General features: G+C 67.6%; 13 protein-coding genes. 5 read left to right on the forward strand and 8 right to left on the reverse strand.

What is annotated here, in order from left to right; translation table 11 throughout:
* The coding region (zapE, locus tag N5D91_RS23265) for a cell division protein ZapE (RefSeq protein WP_279922756.1) at positions 1-1,073 on the reverse strand (1,073 nt) is incomplete at its 3' end.
* Positions 1,070-1,741: a CocE/NonD family hydrolase gene (locus N5D91_RS23270; protein WP_180854549.1), complete on the reverse strand. Its 672-nt coding sequence runs from the start codon at positions 1,739-1,741 to the stop codon at positions 1,070-1,072. The genes N5D91_RS23270 and zapE, both read right to left, overlap by 4 nt.
* A gap of 43 nt (positions 1,742-1,784) precedes the next feature.
* Between N5D91_RS23270 and N5D91_RS23275 the strand changes: the two genes are divergently transcribed.
* Positions 1,785-2,642 carry an EamA family transporter gene (locus tag N5D91_RS23275; protein ID WP_110710743.1) on the forward strand — a complete coding sequence of 286 codons (858 nt, stop codon included), beginning with the start codon at positions 1,785-1,787 and terminating at the stop codon, positions 2,640-2,642.
* Between the two features lie 126 nt (positions 2,643-2,768).
* Here the strand turns inward: N5D91_RS23275 and N5D91_RS23280 are convergent, their stop codons facing one another.
* The 3 genes from N5D91_RS23280 to N5D91_RS23290 all read right to left on the reverse strand — a co-directional run bounded on the left by N5D91_RS23280 (position 2,769) and on the right by N5D91_RS23290 (position 5,720).
* Positions 2,769-4,214 carry an ExeM/NucH family extracellular endonuclease gene (locus N5D91_RS23280; protein WP_180854550.1) on the reverse strand — a complete coding sequence of 482 codons (1,446 nt, stop codon included), beginning with the start codon at positions 4,212-4,214 and terminating at the stop codon, positions 2,769-2,771.
* 173 nt (positions 4,215-4,387) lie between these two features.
* Positions 4,388-4,906, reverse strand: coding sequence for a c-type cytochrome (locus N5D91_RS23285; protein WP_005407662.1), 519 nt, complete (start codon positions 4,904-4,906; stop codon positions 4,388-4,390).
* 205 nt (positions 4,907-5,111) lie between these two features.
* On the reverse strand, positions 5,112-5,720 hold the full coding sequence (locus N5D91_RS23290) for a TetR/AcrR family transcriptional regulator (protein WP_180846182.1): 609 nt from the start codon (positions 5,718-5,720) through the stop codon (positions 5,112-5,114).
* Between the two features lie 159 nt (positions 5,721-5,879).
* Between N5D91_RS23290 and N5D91_RS23295 the strand changes: the two genes are divergently transcribed.
* From N5D91_RS23295 to N5D91_RS23305, 3 genes are read left to right on the forward strand one after another with little or no spacing between them, the layout of a single operon-like run.
* Complete coding sequence (locus N5D91_RS23295) at positions 5,880-7,043, forward strand: isovaleryl-CoA dehydrogenase (protein WP_180854553.1); 1,164 nt, start codon at positions 5,880-5,882, stop codon at positions 7,041-7,043.
* A gap of 10 nt (positions 7,044-7,053) precedes the next feature.
* Positions 7,054-8,664: a carboxyl transferase domain-containing protein gene (locus N5D91_RS23300; protein WP_180854554.1), complete on the forward strand. Its 1,611-nt coding sequence runs from the start codon at positions 7,054-7,056 to the stop codon at positions 8,662-8,664.
* Positions 8,665-8,690: 26 nt separating this feature from the next.
* Positions 8,691-10,673, forward strand: coding sequence for an acetyl/propionyl/methylcrotonyl-CoA carboxylase subunit alpha (locus N5D91_RS23305; RefSeq protein ID WP_180854555.1), 1,983 nt, complete (start codon positions 8,691-8,693; stop codon positions 10,671-10,673).
* 39 nt (positions 10,674-10,712) lie between these two features.
* On the opposite strand, the gene N5D91_RS23310 is transcribed toward N5D91_RS23305, so the two are convergent.
* Positions 10,713-11,870 (reverse strand): putative peptide maturation dehydrogenase, encoded by a 1,158-nt coding sequence (locus N5D91_RS23310; RefSeq protein ID WP_180854556.1) that lies wholly within the window; start codon positions 11,868-11,870, stop codon positions 10,713-10,715.
* Between the two features lie 126 nt (positions 11,871-11,996).
* Between N5D91_RS23310 and N5D91_RS23315 the strand changes: the two genes are divergently transcribed.
* Positions 11,997-12,281, forward strand: coding sequence for an NHLP-related RiPP peptide (locus tag N5D91_RS23315; RefSeq protein WP_110710739.1), 285 nt, complete (start codon positions 11,997-11,999; stop codon positions 12,279-12,281).
* A gap of 10 nt (positions 12,282-12,291) precedes the next feature.
* Here N5D91_RS23315 and N5D91_RS23320 read toward each other — a convergent pair whose 3' ends face one another.
* Positions 12,292-14,760: a putative peptide modification system cyclase gene (locus N5D91_RS23320; protein WP_180854557.1), complete on the reverse strand. Its 2,469-nt coding sequence runs from the start codon at positions 14,758-14,760 to the stop codon at positions 12,292-12,294.
* A gap of 16 nt (positions 14,761-14,776) precedes the next feature.
* Entirely contained in the window at positions 14,777-15,817 is a 1,041-nt protein-coding gene (locus tag N5D91_RS23325; protein ID WP_110710737.1) for a GGDEF domain-containing protein, read from the reverse strand.
* Positions 15,818-16,115: the final 298 nt, after the last annotated feature.

Consider the following 16,115-nt stretch of genomic DNA (forward strand, 5'->3'; position numbering starts at 1 on the left):
TCGGCGCTCTGCATCTCGATCAGGCGCGAGGCGGTGCGCTCGAACGCGCCCTGCAGGCGCTGGCCGGTGTACAGCTCGATCGGCGAGGTGCTGGCGGTGCAGACCAGGTTGACGTGGCGGTCGTACAGTTCGTCGATCAGGTTGACGAAGCGGCGCGCGGCATCTTCGTTCAAACGATCGAAGGCGGGAATGCCGCCCAGCAGCACGGTGTTGAACTCGTGCGCGATCTCGATGTAGTCCGACGGGCCACGCGGGCCCTCGCACAACGCGGCGAAATCGAACCAGGCGATGCTCTTGCCACGGCCGCGCACTGGGATCTTGCGGCCTTCGATCTCGATGTTGCCGGGCTTGGCCGGCTGGCCGCCGCTCAGTTCGTTCCAGCGCGTGGCCAGCCACTCATCACTGTCGGCGGCCAACGGCGCGCGGTACACCGGCGAGCGGGTCAGCGCGCGCATCCGGTAGTCCTCGGTACCCTCGGCGTACAGCTCGACGCAGAAGCGCTGCAGCAGGCCGATGGCCGGCAGGAAGCTCTCACGCTGCAGGCCATTGAGGTACAGGTTCTCCACCGCCGTGTTGGAGGTGGTGACCAGGGTCACGCCTTCGGCGAACAGGCGCTCCAGCAGCCGTGCCAGCAGCATCGCATCGCCGATGTCGGTGACGAAGAATTCGTCCAGCACCAGCACCCGCAGGTTGCTGCGCCATTCCTGGGCGATCTTCGCCAGCGGGTCGCTCTGCCCCTGGTGCTCGCGCAGGCGCTCGTGGACGCTGCGCATGAAGCGGTGGAAATGCGTGCGGTACTTCTGCTTGATCGGCAGGCCGTCGTAGAACAGGTCGACCAGGAAGGTCTTGCCACGGCCGACGCCGCCCCAGAAGTACAGGCCCTTCACCGGCTCGGGCTTCTTCCAGAACGAGGACAGGCGGTCCAGCCAGCCGTCTTCGGCGCTGTCGACCAGGCCCAGGTGGATGCGGTCCAGTTCGGCCAGCGCTGCGTGCTGGGCCGGGTCGTTCTGCCAGTCGCCACGGGCAACCCCTTCCGCGTACCGCTGCGACGGGGTCAGCTCGGTTGCACTCATGCCGCCGCACCCAGCCAGTGCTTCACGCCGTGAGTCAGCGCGCCACGCAGATCGATCAGCTTGCGGTGGAAGAAATGGCTGGTCTCGGGCATGCGCACCAGCTCATGCGGGACGTCCAGCGTGTCCAGCCACTGGTAGACGGCCTGCGGGTCGACGATCTCATCCTGCTCGCCCTGGATCACCAGCCAGCGGGCCGGCGGCGCGATGCCATCGAAATCCCAGCGGCCGGCCGGCGGTGCGATCGAGATCAGCGCTTCCGGCTGCAGCGCGGCAGAGGCCTTCAATGAAACGAACGCGCCGAAGCTGAAACCGGCCAGCCACAGATGGTCGTCGGGGCGCTGGCTCTGCACCCAGGCGGCGACGGTCTTCAGGTCATCCTGCTCGCCCACGCCGTGGTCGAACTCACCGGCCGACGCGCCGACGCTGCGGAAGTTGAAGCGCACTGTGGTGATGCCCAGCTCGCGCAGGGTGGTGGCGGTCATGGTGACCACCTTGTTGTGCAGGGTGCCGCCTTCGGTGGACAGCGGATGGCAGACGATGGCCACGATCGGCTGCGCCTGCACATCGGCCTTGGGCAGGTCGACGACGACTTCCAGCGGGCCGGCCGGGCCGGCCAGTTCGAGGCAGGCGGTTTCGCCGGGGGCGACGGGGAACGAAGGCTTGTGCATGGCACCATGATACCGTCCCCCGCCCCTGCCCTGTGCCCGCCCCATGCTCTACCTGTCCTTGGCCGTGATCTGCAGCGTGCTGGTTTCGGTGTTGTTGAAGGTGGCCGGACGCCGCCAGCTGGATGTTTCGCAGATGGTCACCTGGAACTATCTGGTGGCGGCAACGCTCACCGCCGTGGTGCTGCAGCCGCCGCTGGATGCGCTGCGCGCGCCGCATGCGCCGTGGCTGTCGCTGCTGGCACTGGCGGTGGTTCTGCCGTCGATCTTCCTGGTGCTGGGCCGCGCGGTGGCGGTGGCTGGCATCGTCCGCAGCGACGTGGCACAGCGCTTGTCGCTGCTGCTGTCATTGGCCGCCGCGTTCCTGTTCTTCGGCCAGACTGCGACGCCGTGGAAGCTGGCCGGTCTCGGCCTGGGCCTGCTGGCGATGGTGGCGATCAGCCTGCGCCCGCGCGGCCCGGCCGTGGCGTCCTCACCCGGCGGCTGGGGCTGGCTGCTGGGCGTATGGGCCGGGTTCGCGGTGGTCGACGTGCTGCTCAAGCAGGTGGCGCTGTCCGGCACGCCGTCAATGGCGGCGGTGCTGGCCAGCTTCAGCGTGGCCTTCGTGCTGATGCTGGCACTGCAGCTGTGGCGGCACGCCAGTGGCCGCAGCCGGTTGGCCTGGCGCAACCTCGGTGCGGGCGCGCTGCTGGGCCTGCTCAACGGCGGCAACATTCTTTTCTATGTGCACGCGCATCAGTCCATGCCGGACAGCCCGGCCACCGTGTTCGCCGGCATGAACATCGGCGTGGTGGTGCTGGGCGCGCTGGTGGGCGTGTTCGCCTTCGGCGAGGCGACCACGAAGTGGAACCGCGCCGGCCTTGCACTGGCGGTGCTGGCGATCGGGTTGATCGCCTGGGGGTGAGCGCGGCCTCGGGGTCGGATCCCATTCCAACGGAATGGGCTCTGAGCCCGATACATCGCCGGGCCATGAACGCGTGGGGGTCAGAGCCCATTCCGTTGGAATGGGCTCCGACCCCGGCGCTGGGCGTTATTTGTCGAAACCCAGCAGCAGCGGATCGTGGTCGGAGCTGCGCCACGGGCCCTGCACGTTGCGGCCCTGGTAGCCGCTGGCGTCCTGCTCGTCGGCGTTGCTGTGCCATTCGGCGGCACCGCGCAGGCGCTGGGCCATGCCCGGGCTCAGCAGCGCGTGGTCGAGGCGGCCGGTATAGCCGTTATAGACGTAGCTGTAGGGATGCTCGACCTTGGCGACCTTGAACGCGTCCTGCCAGCCCAGCTCATGCAGGGTGCGGATCGGGTCTTCCATCGCGTAGGCGTTGAAGTCACCCAACAGCACCGCGTCCTTGGCACCGGTACCGGTCGGATCGGTCTGCAGCCAGGCGTGCAGCTGCTGCGCCGAGGTCACCCGGGTGGCGTTCCAGCAGCCCTGGTTGTCGTTGTGGTCGGCGTCGGCACCGGCCGCGTCGCGGCAGCCCTTCGACTTGAAATGGTTGGCGACCACCACGAACGGCGCACCGTGCTTGCCCTGGAAGGCCTGCGCCAGCGGCACGCGGCTGTGCTCGACGAACGGGCCGCCGGTCAGCGTGGCCGGCGTGCCCACCGGCTGCAGGCGCGTGCTGCGGTAGATGATGCCGACCCGGATCGGGTTGTCACCGGGGCCATTGCCGGCGTCGACGAAGCGCCAGTCGCCCTGCGCGCCGCGATCGCGGTTGAGCGCGTCGACCAGTTCGGCGATGGCCGACTGCGGACCGTAGCCGTCGTTCTCCAGCTCCATCAGCGCGGCGACGTCGGCACCCAGCGCGTTGACCGTGGTCACCAGCTTGGCCACCTGCGCCTTGTGCTCGTCCAGCGTGCGCGCGCCGCGCAGGGTCGGGAAACCACCGCCCTGGCCGTCGCCATTGAAGAAGTTCTCCAGGTTGAAGGCAGCGACATGCAGGCTGCCCGGCACCGTCGGTACCGCGGGGCGCTTCAGTTCCGGCAGCTTCAGCACACCTTCGACCTGCAGGCGCGGACGGCCCTGCGCGTCCACGTGCACCACCCCTTCCACATTGCGCAGCTGCATGCCGGTGCGCAGCACCGGGTTGCCCGGCAGGTAGGCCACGCTGGCCGGGTCGCGGGCATCACTGCCATCGTCCAGCAGCAGGCGGCGACGCTGGTTGTCAGCCATCACCTGCTCGTAGCCGGCAGTACCCGGCGCGGCCACTTCGGTGGGCTGCCAGAGGCGGCCATCGAAGGCCACGGTGAGCTGGCCGAAGCGTTCCAGGCCATCGGTACCGGCCAGGGTGAGCGGTGCGGCGATGCGCACGCGCTGGCCATCCAGCGCACGCCAGTCGGCCGGCGCGGCGGTCAGCACCACGGTGGCGCTGCTGCGTGCAGCGGAGGGCGACGCGACCGGTGCGGCCTGCGGCTGGGCCTGGGCGAAGGCGCCGGCCGGCAGCAGCAGGGACAGGGCAAGAGCGAGGGAGCGGCGGCACATCGACGGGCGATTCCTTGGAAGAGGGCGCACAGACTAACCCTGAAATGCGAAACCCCGCCTGCGGGCAGGGTTTTGACCTTGGTGGGCAAAGCCTGGGTCGTGCCGGCCGCGGGCCGGCAACCTCATGACCTTCGTGCGATGCGTGGTTGCCGGCCAGCGGCCGGCACGACCGGTTATTTCAGGTTACCCAGCATCCAGTCCACGGTGGCGTGGATCTGTTCCTCGGTCAGGGCCGGGTTGCCACCCTTGGGCGGCATGATGCCGCCATCCGGGCCGGTATAGCCCTCGATGGCGTGCTTGTAGAGGGTGTCCTTGCCCTGTGCGATGCGCTTGTCCCAGTGCGAATGGTCCAGCGTCGGCGCCATGCCCACACCGGTGGTGTGGCAGGCGGTGCACAGGTTGTCGAAGATGACCTTGCCGTCCTTGGTGCCGCCGTAGGCCACCTGCGAGGCGGCCTTGGCCAGCGCGGCGGCCTTGGCCGCAGCCTGCGCGGCGGCACCGGTGCTGCCGGCATAGACCGCGCCGGTGGGCGAGATGCGCTGTTCGGTGCGCTTGGCCGCGGTCGGCGACACCTCGGGCGGAATCCGGGTGTGGATGTAGGCGGCTAGGAGGATGAGGCCGAGGGTGATGGTCGCCAGCAGCGCGATCACCATGGAGAAGCGTTTCAGGAACTCCAGATCGTAATTCCGCACTCTTCGTTACCCCTGGCTGATAGTCGTTGGACCACGGCTGAGCGACTGCGTGATGGACCGAGTATAGAACGCGCTTTGCGTGCGACAACAGGCGTCACTGCTGGTGCGGCGCAACATGCCTACCCGGTAGAGCCGGCCGCTGGCCGGCATCGCCATCCCGCCGGATGGATCGTGCAGAAGCCGGCCAGCGGCCGGCGCTACCGGATTACCGGGCGCCGATCGCGCGCAGGCAGAAGCTGCAGATCGCATCCACCAGCGCGCCTTCGTCGCGGTGCGCTTCGCGGCTGGGCGCGGTCGGGCCGACCATTGCTTCGGTGAAGGCGCCGACCAGGCACGCGGCCGTGGCGTGCGCGTCCTGCGCCGGCAGCTCACCGGCGGCCACGCCCTCTTCCACCAGGCGCAGGAAGACATCACCAAAGGCACGACGGCCGCGCATGCGCTCAGCTTCCACGTCCGGATCGACCGGTTCGACGATGAAGGCGTGCGCCAGCCCCGGCCCGGCCAGGGCGCGGCGGACGAAGGCGGTGATCGCCAGCCGCAGGCGCTCGCTGGCCACCTCCGGGCCGCTGGCGATGCGTTCCATGATCGCGACCTCGTGGGCCACCGCGGCGTTGAGCACCTCCACGAACAGCTCGGCCTTGGACGGGAAATGGCGATAGATCAGGCCGGTGGATACCCCCGCCTGGGTTGCCACGGCGGTCACCGGGGCGTTGCGCCAGCCGCCGGTAGCGACCAGCTCGCGGGTGGCCAGCAGGATCCGTTCACGGGCGCCCGCCAGGCGTTCTTCCATCAATGCAGAGCGTTTATAGGCCATGTTCTGATTCTAGTTTCAATTTTTGAATTCGTATTCACTTCTTACCCGAACCCCGCTACGCTGGGGCCATCGCCCGTGCGGGTCGCGGTCCTGCAGACCGCCGCCCGCTCCCCCGCCGGGTGCGTCCATTTCCTGCCATCCCGCCGTGGAGCCACCACAATGCACGTGCCATCCCTGAACTTCGATCTTGGCGAAGACATCGACCTGCTGCGCCAGAGCGTGGCCCATTTTGCCGCCGCTGAGGTCGCGCCGCTGGCCGCCGAGGCCGATGCCAGCAACCAGTTCCCGCTGCCCCTGTGGCCGAAGCTGGGCGAGCAGGGCCTGCTCGGCCTCACCGTGGAAGAAGAATACGGTGGTACCGGCATGGGCTACCTGGCCCACGTGGTGGCGATGGAAGAGATCTCGCGTGCCTCCGGCGGCATCGGCCTGTCCTATGGCGCACACTCCAACCTGTGCGTGAACCAGCTGCGCAAGAACGGCAACGAAGAACAGAAGCAGCGCTTCCTGCCCGGCCTGTGCAACGGCAGCCTGGTCGGCGCGCTGGCGATGAGCGAACCAGGTGCCGGTTCGGACGTGGTGTCGATGAAGCTGCGCGCCGACAAGCGCGGCGACCGCTACGTGCTCAACGGCAACAAGATGTGGATCACCAATGGCCCGGACGCCGACGTGCTGGTGGTCTATGCCAAGACCGACATGGAGGCCGGTGCCAAGGGCATCACCGCGTTCCTGGTCGAGAAGGGCATGAAGGGCTTCTCCACCGCGCAGAAGCTGGACAAGCTGGGCATGCGCTCTTCGCCCACCTGCGAGCTGGTGTTCCAGGACTGCGAGATTCCCGAAGAAAACGTGCTGGGCCAGGTCGGTGGTGGCGTGCGCGTGTTGATGTCCGGCCTGGATTACGAGCGCGTGGTGCTGTCCGGTGGCCCGCTGGGCCTGATGGCCGCGGCCATGGACGTGGTCATGCCCTATGTGCACGAGCGCCACCAGTTCGGCGAACCGATCGGCAGCTTCCAGCTGATCCAGGCCAAGATCGCCGACATGTACGTGGGCCTGGGCGCGTGCCGCGCCTACGTCTATGCCGTCGCGCGCGCCTGCGACCAGGGCCGCACCACCCGCCAGGATGCCGCCGGTGCCATTCTGTACGCCGCCGAGAAGGCCACCTGGCTGACCGGCCAGGCGATCCAGATCCTGGGCGGCAACGGCTACATCAACGAGTATCCGACCGGCCGCTTGTGGCGCGACGCCAAGCTGTATGAAATCGGCGCCGGCACCTCGGAGATCCGCCGCATGCTGATCGGCCGCGAACTGTTCCAGCGCACCCTGTAAGGCCAACGCGATGACCGTCCTGAACAGCCAGCTGCAACCGGGCAGCGAAACGTTTGAAAGCAACCGTGCCGCCATGCAGGCCGTGGTCGACGACCTGCATGCCACCCTCGCCCGCACCGCGCTGGGCGGCAGCGAAGCCGCGCGCGCCAAGCACACCGCACGCGGCAAGCTGCTGGTGCGCGACCGCATCGACGCCCTGCTCGATCCCGGCAGCGCCTTCCTGGAAATCGCGCCGCTGGCCGCGCACGGCATGTACGAAGACGCCGTGCCCGCCGCGGGCGTGGTGGCCGGCATCGGCCGCGTCAGCGGCGTGGAATGCGTGATCGTGGCCAACGACGCCACGGTGAAGGGCGGCACCTACTACCCGATGACGGTGAAGAAGCACCTGCGCGCGCAGGAGATCGCCGAGCAGAACCACCTGCCGTGCATCTACCTGGTCGATTCCGGTGGCGCGTTCCTGCCGCTGCAGGACGAAGTCTTCCCCGACCGCGACCATTTCGGCCGCATCTTCTACAACCAGGCCAACATGTCGGCGCAGGGCATTCCGCAGATCGCCTGCGTGATGGGCAGCTGCACCGCCGGTGGCGCCTATGTGCCGGCGATGAGCGACGAGACCGTGATCGTGCGCGAGCAGGGCACGATCTTCCTCGGTGGCCCGCCGCTGGTGAAGGCGGCCACCGGTGAAGTGGTGACGGCCGAGGAACTCGGCGGCGCCGATGTGCACACGCGCATTTCCGGCGTGGCCGACCACATGGCCGACAACGATCTGCAGGCGTTGGCACGGGTGCGCGCGATCATCGCGCAGCTGAACTGGCGCAAGCCGGAACCGGCGATGGCGATGCAGGCCAGCGAAGAGCCACTGCTGCCCGCACACGACCTGTATGGCGTGATCCCGGCCGACACGCGCAAGCCCTACGACGTGCGCGAGGTCATCGCGCGGCTGGTCGATGGCTCGCGTTTCGATGAATTCAAGCCGCGCTACGGCGCAACGCTGGTGACCGGCTTCGCCCATCTGAACGGCTACCCGATCGGCATCATCGCCAACAACGGCATCCTGTTCTCCGAGTCGGCACTGAAGGGCGCGCACTTCATCGAACTGTGCACCCAGCGCAGCATCCCGCTGGTGTTCCTGCAGAACATCACCGGCTTCATGGTCGGCCGCAAGTACGAACAGGGCGGCATCGCCAAGGACGGGGCCAAGCTGGTGATGGCGGTGGCCTGCGCCAAGGTGCCGAAGTTCACCGTGGTCATCGGTGGCTCGTTCGGTGCCGGCAACTACGGCATGTGCGGCCGTGCGTACTCGCCGAACTTCCTGTGGATGTGGCCGAACGCACGCATCGGCGTGATGGGCGGCGAGCAGGCCGCCAGCGTGCTGGCCACGGTCAAGCGCGATGGCATCGAAGCCAAGGGCGGCCAGTGGCCGGCAGCGGAAGAGGATGCGTTCAAGGCGCCGATCCGCGAGCAGTTCGAGCAGCAGGGCCATCCGTACTACGCCAGCGCGCGCCTGTGGGATGACGGCGTGATCGATCCGGCCGACACCCGCCGGGTGCTGGCCCTGGCGCTGTCGGCCAGCCTCAACGCCGCCCCGCAGCAGACGCGCTTCGGCGTGTTCCGCATGTAACCCGTGCCATGACCGAGCCTGTTGCCATGTTCACCAAAGTCCTGATCGCCAACCGCGGCGAGATCGCCTGCCGCGTCATCGCCACCTGCCGCCGCCTCGGCATCGCCACCGTGGCGGTGTATTCCGATGCCGACCGCAACGCGCGCCACGTGCGCCTGGCCGACGAAGCCATCCACATCGGCCCGGCCTCCGCGCGTGAGAGCTACCTGCGCAGCGATGCCCTGCTCGACGCCGCACGCCTGACCGGCGCGCAGGCGATCCACCCCGGTTACGGCTTCCTGTCCGAGAATGCCGACTTCGCCGATGCCTGCGCGGCGGCCGGCATCACCTTCATCGGCCCGCCGGCCAGCGCCATCCGCGCGATGGGCGACAAGAGCGCGGCCAAGGCGCTGATGGCCAAGGCCGGTGTACCGCTGACCCCGGGCTACCACGGCGACCAGCAGGCGCCGGACTTCCTGCGCGCGCAGGCCGACGGCATCGGCTACCCGGTGCTGATCAAGGCCAGCGCCGGCGGCGGTGGCAAGGGCATGCGCAAGGTCGAACGCAGCGAGGACTTCGTCGATGCGCTGGCCAGCTGCCAGCGCGAAGCGGCCTCGGCGTTCGGCAACGACCACGTGCTGGTCGAGAAGTATGTCGAGCGCCCGCGCCACATCGAGATCCAGGTGTTCGGCGACAGCCACGGTGAGGCGGTGTACCTGTTCGAGCGCGACTGCTCGGTGCAGCGCCGCCACCAGAAGGTGCTGGAAGAAGCGCCGGCGCCGGGCATGAGCGCAGAACGTCGTGCTGCAATGGGCAAGGCGGCAGTCGATGCCGCGCGCGCGGTGGGCTACGTCGGTGCCGGCACGGTGGAGTTCATCGCCGGCCCGGACGGCGATTTCTACTTCATGGAAATGAACACCCGCCTGCAGGTCGAGCACCCGGTGACCGAGTACATCACCGGCACCGACCTGGTGGAGTGGCAGCTGCGCGTGGCCTCGGGCCAGCCGCTGCCGCTGCGCCAGGAACAGCTGGCGATCCACGGCCACGCCATCGAAGCGCGCCTGTATGCCGAAGATGCCGATCGGGGCTTCCTGCCCTCCACCGGCACCCTGCGCCGCCTGCGCCTGCCGACGCCGTCGGCCCATGTGCGCGTGGATACCGGCGTCGAAGAAGGCGACAACATCACGCCGTACTACGATCCGATGATTGCCAAGCTGATCGTCTGGGACGTGGACCGCGACGCCGCACTGCGCCGCATGAGCCAGGCCCTGGCCGACTGCCAGGTGGTGGGCGTGACCACCAATGCCGGCTTCCTGCGCCGGCTGGTGAACACCGATTCGTTCGCGCACGCCAAGCTGGATACCGCGCTGATCGAGCGCGAGCAGGTCGCGTTGAATGCAGTGGGCGACACAGATGATGCCCTGTGGCAGCTGGCTGCGGTGGCTGCGGTTGCAAGCACGGGCGGCGCCAGCACCGACGCGCGCGATCCGCATTCGCCGTGGCAGGCCCAGGACGGCTGGCGCCTTGGCGCATCGGCACCGCGCGTGCTGCCGCTGCAGCAGGGCGAACGCAAGCACACACTGAAGGTGTGGGCGCAGGCCGATGGTTGGCGCGTGCAGCGCGATGACGCCGCGCCGGTGCAGGTGCTTGGCACGGCCGATGCGCAGCACCTGACCGTGCAGCTGGGCGAGCGCCGCTGGTCACCGCAGCTGCTGCGCGAAGGCGACCAGCTGTATCTGTTCGGTGCCGATGGCCAGCACCGTTTCACCCTGCACGATCCGGTGGGCGAATCGGACCACGCCGTGGCCGACGCGGGCAGCCTGCTGGCGCCGATGCCGGGCAAGATCGTCGCGACGCTGGTCGCGGCCGGCACCGAGGTCAAGCGCGGTACGCCGCTGGTGGTGCTGGAAGCAATGAAGATGGAGCACACCCTGCAGGCACCGGCAGACGGCACGGTGAAGGGCTACCGCGCCAAGGCCGGCGACCAGGTGGGTGACGGTGCGGTGCTGGTGGACTTCGAAGCGGCCTGATGAAGTGGCAGTGGCGCGCTGGCAACGGCGCGCCACGCCTCAACCCGGCCAGACCCGCTGCAGTGGATCAAACTCGCTGGTGGTCTGGTCCGCTGCCCGCCACCCCAATCCACACATCATTACCGGACTGGCGTCGATGCCATCCAGGCCCAGCAGGGCTTCGATATCCACTTCATTGATGGCAGCGGTGACGTAGGCCGCCAGCCCAAGTTCGGTGGCAGACAACATCCACTGCTGTGACAGGTGGCCTGCATCCAGCAGCACTGCCCGATAGGCCTTGGGATGGTTGCGATACTTCCAGAAGCTTCGCGGGAACCGCGCAACCTGGATGATGTGCAGTGGCGCAGCCGCGAACCAGTCCTGTCCAGCCAGCAGCGTCAGCACGCTGCCGCGAAGACCGGTGCCATCCACCGGCAGCGGCCGCAAGGTGTGTTCCAGCGCGTGATAGTGATAGACACCTGCGGCAAGGCCATCGACGTCCACGGCGATGACATAGGTTTCCAGCGGATGCAGGCCTCCACCGGAAGGAACATGCTTCTTCAGAAAGGCCATGTCTTCGCCGGGCTCCACCACGGCGTGCGCCTTCACCGTCCGCTTGAACACCTGGGCGAGCATGCGCAACGGCAATGATCGTGCGGTATCGAAGTTGCGGCAGGTCGCGCGCCTCGCAAGGAGCAGATCACGCGGCTCGTCTTCTGGCAGGGGCAGTGCCAGCGGCTCGGTGGCGGGGGGCATCACGGCTGGTGGTGGAGGGCCGAATCTACGTCGCAGGTCCTGCGCCGTGACAAGCTTCTCTTCGCGCATCTGCTGCGCGCTGTCGATGCCGCTCCAGCGCCCCAGCCGATGGGCCAGCGCCGACAGCGGCCACCAGCTGGCATCGCGTACACGCTGGTCTCGCTGGCGGTGCCCAGCGTAGGCTGCGCCGTCACTGATCAGCAGACCACTGTGCAGCAACCGGTCGAGATCGGCTTCGCCAATGTTGCTGTGCGCCGCGTCGACCCAGGCGTCGGGCACGATACGGCCCAACAGCTCCACGTCGCCAGCCTCCACCCTGAGCGGCGCATCAAGGTGCGCGGCCAGCGCGTACCACTGCATCGTGGTGCCCAGGCCGGCCTCTCCCTTGAGCAGCAGGTCAAGGTCCAGCGCCACTTCCACACGGGGCTCGAACATCACGATGGAGCAACGTCTGATCTGCATGGAGGCATCGGTGTGGAGCGGGACGCGCAGGATGCCATGCATCGCCCCAGGGCGCGCGGAGGCTAAACTTTCCCTGCAACAGGCCGAAACAAGAGAACCCTACCTGCAACGGCCAGCGCGATCACCATGAGTACTTCCGACAAGACCCTGCTTACGGCTGCACAAGCCGCCCAGGTACTGTCGCTGCTGCAGAGCGATGACGGCTTCCGCAGTGCCTTCGCCGCTTCTCCCAGCCTTGCGCTGCAGGGTCTGGGCATTGCTCCCAATGCCGATGGCTCGATGTGCGCTCCAGTGGACGCGCTGGCCAGCAAGGAAGCCTTTGCCGCTACTGCCGAGGCCCTGAACCAGCACCTGCAGTCCTGCGGCGCCTTCGTCCTGCCGCACTTCTTCGAAGCCGGCGCCGACAGCTGATGCTGCGCTGTCAGTCCGCGCCCAGCGGTGCGCGGCTGTCACGGACATTGAGCGCCTGCAGGATGTAATTGCCGGAATCCTCGGCATAGGCACGACCGCGATGCGCGGCCAGCCAGCGTGCTTCTGCCGCGGCCGCCGCGGAATCTCCCGAGGCATGCCTTGCATCGCGCAGCGCCACGTGCAACTGGTACAACTCCGTGCCGTCGGCCCACGGCAGCAGGCGCTCGACGGCCGCGACCGCCTGCCCGGCATGCAACTCGCGGGTGGCTTCGATGATGTCCAGCAACTGGCGCGAGCGTGGGTCGCTCCTGAGGTCGATCGCGCGACGCGCCAAGCGCAACTGGGGCGTCACGTCCACGCCTTCGCGCTGAGCCAGGCGAATCAGGCCCAGAACCATGAACTGCCGGGTGTGCAGATTGCCGCTGGGCTGCTGGCGCAGGTCGGCCAACGCCTCTCCAATCTGCTTGCGGCTCGCTGCGGGATCCGACCGCTCTCCTGCCATGCCGGCAATGCTGGCGCGCCAGGCCGACGCCAGCCGGCAAAGGGCCGGCTCATTGCACTGCGCCTGCAGTGATCGGGCAACCTCTTCGGCCTTGTCCAGCTCACCGAGATCGACCAGCACCGCTGCCTGCTGCATGCGGGCGCCGAAATCATCGGCCGACACGCCCACCAACTGGGCACGTGCAGCGCTCCAGTCTCCAAGTACGGCCATCGCCGTAGCCAGGTTGGCGCTGGTTCTCCAGCCTCCGACATCACCGGCCATGCGGAAATCCGCAACCGCACCGTTGGTGTTGCCCGCAGCCAGCTTCAACCGTCCTGAGAAATCCAGCGTGTGGCTGCGGGCCCACGCCTGCGGAACCCGCGCCGGCTGCACCACGGTCACCGCTTCGGCGTAGCGCCCCATTCCGGACAACGCCAGCGCCCGATTGACATACCCACCGTGGTAGTCGGGATACAGGTCGGTCAACAGCTTCCAGCGTCGGGCGATGTCAGCCTCCGGCAGATCGCTGGCCTGCCCTGCCCATCCGTCCAGGTACAGTGCATCGCGCGGCGTCAGTCGCGCCCGCAATGCCTGCGCACGCGCATGGGCATCCAGTGCCATGCGGCTTTCACCACGCATCCAGTGGATGCGCATGATTGCCACATGGGCCATCGCAAATTCCGGGTCGACCTTCACCGCCTGCGCGAGAAAGCCCAGCGCCTCATCGGTCTGGCGCCGGTCCAGCGCCCTGATGCCTGCGGCGTAAGCACGCAGCGCGTCCAGGCTGGACGTCGCCACCTGCGGCAGATTCACCGAATGTCGATCAATCTCCATACCGCCTTCGCCAAGACGCTCGCGCAGACGCCCCACCACTTCATCGGTGGATGCCAGAAGCGAGTCCAGGCCTTTGCCATCGACATGCACGGTGTAGACGGTGGCTGCGGTCGACGGATCGATCACATCGACCGCCACCCGCAGGCGGCCATGCACCTCCAGGACCGAAGGCGCCAGCACCGCGCGTGCACCATCACGCTGGGCCACCTCGCTGGCAACCCCCCGGTCCAGCCCGGCCCCAGGATTGATCAGCATGCGCTGCATGGTGTCGCGCACCTTCAGGTCACTCAGCACGTTCACATACCGCGACTGCTCCAGGCTGATGCGGAACGCCTGGTTGATCGACTCGCTCAGCAGAGGATCGCCAGTCAGGTTGCGCGGCTCCGCGATCACCACCCAGTCGCGTTCGGCAAAGGCGATGGCCGGTTGTGGACGAGTCAGCAACCACAAGCCCATTGCGCAGGCTGCCACCAGCGTTACCTGCGCCGCCATCGCCATCGGGCGACGCCAGAACGGGACATCCGGCCTGGCCTTGTCACTCGCACGCGGCCGTCGCAGCGCTGCCTTGCCGACCGCCGAGACGCCGATCACCTCCATCGGCTGCGCCACACCACGGAAGCGCCAGCGGCCGAATGACTTCCAGTACAACCGGTCGGCCGGCTCGCCAAGCTGGGAGGCTGCACGCCGGACCAGCGATTCGGCCGCTGCCGACAACAGCAGTTGGCCCGGTCGTGCCAGCTGCATGAGGCGCGCCGCCATCGGCTTCGCCAGACCTTCCACCTCTACGGCCTTGGACCCCAGCGCAACGGACTCAGCGCTGTTGTTCCACAGAATCACCTCACCCACGTGCAACCCGGCCCGCGCCTGCAACCGGAGATCACGCGACTGCCCCAGCGGCTGCAGCCCACGCTGGTAATCCAGCGCGAATCCGAGCGCATCAATCGGGCGCTCGAACAGCATGAACAATCCATCGGAACGGTCGATCAACTGGCCGTTCCAGCGCTGCTGCAGCGCCAATACCAGCCGGTCGTGTCCCTGGAACAGTTCGGCGGCGGCGACATCGCCAATACGTTCAACCAGCAGCAGGGAGTCGCACAGATCCGTGAACAACAGCGCGCGCAGTTGCTGGTTGTGCGGCGTCGACGTTCCGTTGTCGCCATTCATCGCCTGACTCTCCCGATCAAGGTGTATCCGCTGCATCCACCCAGCGCAGGCAGTTGCCACCATCGCGCTTGGCCTGGTACAGCGCGCGGTCCGCGCTGGCGTACCACTCGCTCCAGCCGGCCTCCGGCGCCAGCAGGCTGGCACCGATGCTGACCAGGCTGACATGCGGCGTACCGTGGCTGCGCTCGAGCAGGCCATGCACCGCGCTGAGGATGAACTCGGCCGCGTGCTGCACGATCTCGTGGTTGCCACGGCGCAGGATCAGGCAGAACTCATCGCCACCAAGGCGGCAGGCCAGGTCCTGCTCACCGGCCATCGAGCGCAGGATGTTGCCCATGCTCTGCAGTACACGGTCGCCGGCCTGGTGGCCATGGCGGTCGTTGATCTGCTTGAAGCGGTCGCAGTCGATCAGCAGCAGTGCCTGCGGCAACCCGTCGCCGTCGGCACGGCATTCCTGCAGGTACAGCGTAAGGCCGCGGCGGTTGTGCAGCCCGGTCAGCTCATCGGTGCGCACCAGCTCGCGGGTGTGGGTCAGCTGATGGGTGGTGATGTACAGGTTGTCCAGCGCGGTTTCCAGATCATGGTTGCGCCGGCGCAGCTGGCTGATCAGCGCCTGCTCGTTGGTCAGCACGCGCATGATCGTGCGGCGCAGGAAGTAGGCGACCAGGCCAGGATCGGATTCGACCAGGCGATGGAAGTCGGCCGGGCCCAGCTCCAGTACTTCGCAGTCGGCCAGCGCGCGGGCACTGGCGCTGCGCAGGTGGTCGCCGACCAGCAGGCCAAGCTCACCGAAGAACTCATGCTGGCCGAGGGTCTTGATCACCAGGTCTTCGCCGAAGTCCAGTTCGATCTGGCCTTCGAGGATCACGTACATCCGTTCGCCGCGATGGCCACGCTGGAACAACCACTGTCCGGCATGAAGCTTGCATGGACGGGCATATCTGGCGAACAATGCGACCTCGGCAGCGGACAGCAGCGCGTGCACGATCTCGGCCATCGCCACCCGGGCGATACCTGACGTCACATCACTGTTCTCGGCCGCACCCCTGCCGGTCATTCCCTGCACCCGCCGCCAGCGTCCCCTGGTGAGCCGCGGAGCATAGCACCGCTTTAAAGTGTGCGCCCTATCTCATTTTGAGCCTTCGGACGCACTTCTCTGATGTGAAGATGCGTGGTGACCCGTTCTGGGCATGCCTGTCCGCACAAAAGTCCTGCTGGATCAATCCGATGGCCATCTTCACGGGCTTTCGGCCAAGTTGCAGGGCCTGGGGGTGCGCCGGATTGACGCTGCCCGCGTTCACGGCTGTTCCATCGATACAACAACGCCGGCAGGTCCCCCGACCGGCCGGCGTTGT

Source organism: Stenotrophomonas sp. GD03794 (genome assembly GCF_029842145.1).
Taxonomy (GTDB): Bacteria; Pseudomonadota; Gammaproteobacteria; order Xanthomonadales; family Xanthomonadaceae; genus Stenotrophomonas; species Stenotrophomonas riyadhensis.

Excerpts from the sequence above, each read along its gene's own strand:
- N5D91_RS23305 (WP_180854555.1), top strand. The coding sequence starts at position 8,691 with ATGTTCACCAAAGTCCTGATCGCCAACCGCGGCGAGATCGCCTGCCGC.
- N5D91_RS23300 (WP_180854554.1), top strand. The coding sequence starts at position 7,054 with ATGACCGTCCTGAACAGCCAGCTGCAACCGGGCAGCGAAACGTTTGAA.
- N5D91_RS23280 (WP_180854550.1), bottom strand. The coding sequence starts at position 4,214 with ATGTGCCGCCGCTCCCTCGCTCTTGCCCTGTCCCTGCTGCTGCCGGCC.
- N5D91_RS23275 (WP_110710743.1), top strand. The coding sequence starts at position 1,785 with ATGCTCTACCTGTCCTTGGCCGTGATCTGCAGCGTGCTGGTTTCGGTG.
- N5D91_RS23320 (WP_180854557.1), bottom strand. The coding sequence starts at position 14,760 with ATGAATGGCGACAACGGAACGTCGACGCCGCACAACCAGCAACTGCGC.
- N5D91_RS23310 (WP_180854556.1), bottom strand. The coding sequence starts at position 11,870 with ATGCAGATCAGACGTTGCTCCATCGTGATGTTCGAGCCCCGTGTGGAA.
- N5D91_RS23270 (WP_180854549.1), bottom strand. The coding sequence starts at position 1,741 with ATGCACAAGCCTTCGTTCCCCGTCGCCCCCGGCGAAACCGCCTGCCTC.
- N5D91_RS23295 (WP_180854553.1), top strand. The coding sequence starts at position 5,880 with ATGCACGTGCCATCCCTGAACTTCGATCTTGGCGAAGACATCGACCTG.
- N5D91_RS23290 (WP_180846182.1), bottom strand. The coding sequence starts at position 5,720 with ATGGCCTATAAACGCTCTGCATTGATGGAAGAACGCCTGGCGGGCGCC.
- N5D91_RS23315 (WP_110710739.1), top strand. The coding sequence starts at position 11,997 with ATGAGTACTTCCGACAAGACCCTGCTTACGGCTGCACAAGCCGCCCAG.
- N5D91_RS23325 (WP_110710737.1), bottom strand. The coding sequence starts at position 15,817 with ATGACCGGCAGGGGTGCGGCCGAGAACAGTGATGTGACGTCAGGTATC.